Genomic DNA, 2,404 nt, shown 5'->3' with positions numbered 1-2,404 from the left:
GTCCCCGGGGCGGGCGGGCAGGCGAGAAATGGGTGGTATGGCTGCACAGCGTGGGTCGTGAGCGAACCGGCAGGCGGATTTTACAGGCTTGACGTCGACAGGACGGGTTGGGCAGTCGTGCGCTTGCACGGATTGGAGGCAAGCGTTGCCCATGCCCACCTGCAAGGACACATCCGATGCGAGCCTTCAGTGAACCCTGGCATCCGGATGCGTGCTGATCCGCGTCCGTGAATCCAACCTACCCCGCGGGCTTGCGCTTCTTCGCCGCAGCCTTCTTCCGGACCACCGGCGCGGACGCAGGCGCAGCGGGCAGCACCGACACCATCGCCTTCACCACGCGCGACACCGCCTTCAGCCGCGCCGGATCCAACTCCCGCAGCGTGCGCATCAGGCGCCGCAGCTCCGCGGACTCCTCTTCACGCCGGGGCGCTCGCGAGGCCACTGGCGACGGGCCCGGACCCACTCCCAGCAGCGCGTCCGCCGACACCGCCAGCACGTCGCACAGCCGCCGCAGGTTCTGCGCTCGGGGCAACATCCGCCCGCGCTCCATGCGGCTGTAGACCTCCATGGCGATGCCCACGCGCTCCGCCACGTCCGCCTGCGTGAGCCCCAGGCGCATCCGCGCGTCGCGCGCGGCGGCTCCAAAGACCGTGTTCAGCTTCTCGTTGACGGGGGCAGGCACCCCCAAAACCTTGCACCTCTCCCCCGGCACGCAAGTTTTCGGGCCCCTCCCGCGCTCCCGTGGACGCTCAGCGCGCCCGGAACGCCAACACCCCCTGGATGACCAGGCCCAACGCCTTCAACTCCTCCTCGTCCAACGGCCGCAGCGCCCGCACCAGCCGCCGCAAGGACGGCGGATCCTCTTCCCGGTCCGCCAACGCCATCGTCAGCGCCTCCTGCGGCGGCGTGGGCCCGTCCAATCCCAGCAACGTGTCCGCGCGGATGCGCAACACCATGCTCAACCGACGCAGCGTCGTGGAGCTGGGCAACACCCGCCCCCGCTCCATCCGGCTGTAGACCTCCATGGCGATGCCCACCTGGCTGGCGACGTCTCCCTGGGTCAGCCCCTGTCGCTCACGGGCCGCGCGCGCCGCCGTGCCCACCGTGATGGCCAACTCCTCGTTCATTGCCGCTCACCACCCCTGGCCGGAAAGCCATGTACCCCGTGAAGTCAGGTGTCCGGCGTCCTACCTGACATGGCACCGACACTACCCCAAGGGGCAGTCGCCATGCTATAGACCTCCCAGGTCCTACGGACCTTTCCCCCCATGCTTCCGCCCAGCCACGTCCCTCCTCCTGAATTGAACCCTCCACGTCCTACAACTGTTTCCCGCCCCGCGGGCCCTGGGAGGTACCCGCGATGAGCATGGGAATCGAAGGTCACCCCCTCCTGCTGCAACCCCAGGAAGTGGTGGGCAGCTTCAAGCTCCTGAAGCGCCTGGCCACCGGGGGCTACGGCACCGTGTTCCTGGCGGAGACCGGGGGCGTCCCCGTGGCGCTGAAGTTCGCGCTCTACGGGCCCCAGGACGCCGAGGAGGGCTCGCAGGTGGACGCGCGCACGCTCAAGGAGGTGAGCGTCCTGCACCGCATGGCCCACCCCAACGTGGTGGCGCTGCGCGGCTACCACCGCTGGCCCCACCCGAGCACCGGCTACCTGTTCCTGGTGATGGACTACGTGGAGGGCCCCACGCTGTCGGAGTGGGCCATGGAGTCGCGGCCTTCGCCCCGGCAGGTGGCGCGGCTGTTCGCGGAGCTGGCGCTGACGCTGGACTTCGTGCACCGCGCTGGCGTGCGTCACCGCGACATCAAGGGCAGCAACATCATCGTCCGCGCGTCGGATGCCCGGCCGGTGCTGGTGGACTTCGGCTCCAGCGACCACGCCTGCGCCGCGCACATCACCGACGGCCGGCCCCCACCGGGCACGCCCAGCTACCGCAGCCCGGAGCTGCTCCGGTACTGGCTGCGCTACCCCAAGCACCTGACCCGCTACGTGTACCAGCCCACCGACGACCTCTATTCGCTGGGGCTGGTCCTCTTCGAGGTGCTCACCGGCGACTTCCCCTACCCCACGAACGTGCCCGCCGAGGCGCTGCTGGGCCGCATCCGCGCCGCCCCCAACCGCTCCGCCCGCGCGCTCAACCCGCGCGTGCCCCATGAGCTGGATGCCATCTGCGAACGGATGCTGCGCCACGACGTCACCCAGCGCTACCCGATGGGCGCGGACCTCTACACGGACCTGAACGCCGCCCTGGAGCGCGCCCCGGCGAGCTGGGACATCCCCCTGTTCGCCTCCCCGCCGCCCCACGACGCCGTCACGGAGGAGTCCGACGAGTTCTTCGACGGCAACGAGGAGGCTCGCGAGATGCGCCGGTGGGCCCGGGCCCAGGACTGGCGCATCCCGGGC

General features: G+C 70.3%; 3 protein-coding genes. 1 reads left to right on the top strand and 2 read right to left on the bottom strand.

The genetic code is table 11. The features are described 5' to 3' along the window. Positions 1-238 precede the first annotated feature (238 nt). Together D7V88_RS40680 and D7V88_RS40675 are read right to left on the bottom strand one after the other, a co-directional pair. A complete protein-coding gene (locus D7V88_RS40680; protein ID WP_244238671.1) occupies positions 239-682 on the bottom strand; it encodes a helix-turn-helix domain-containing protein in 444 nt (147 codons plus the stop codon). 67 nt (positions 683-749) lie between these two features. Beyond that, on the bottom strand, positions 750-1,127 hold the full coding sequence (locus D7V88_RS40675) for a helix-turn-helix domain-containing protein (protein ID WP_120538356.1): 378 nt from the start codon (positions 1,125-1,127) through the stop codon (positions 750-752). A 233-nt stretch (positions 1,128-1,360) separates the two neighbouring features. On the opposite strand from D7V88_RS40675, the gene D7V88_RS40670 reads away from it, so the two are divergent. Next, positions 1,361-2,404 (top strand): serine/threonine protein kinase (locus D7V88_RS40670; protein ID WP_244238670.1); only part of this gene is annotated, 1,044 nt, incomplete at its 3' end.

This window comes from Corallococcus terminator (assembly GCF_003611635.1).
In the GTDB taxonomy this organism is placed as follows: domain Bacteria; phylum Myxococcota; class Myxococcia; order Myxococcales; family Myxococcaceae; genus Corallococcus; species Corallococcus terminator.
The sequence above is the reverse complement of the archived record's forward strand: the minus strand, read 5'-3'. Positions and strand labels throughout refer to the sequence as shown.

Excerpts from the sequence above, each read along its gene's own strand:
- D7V88_RS40675 (WP_120538356.1), bottom strand. The coding sequence starts at position 1,127 with ATGAACGAGGAGTTGGCCATCACGGTGGGCACGGCGGCGCGCGCGGCC.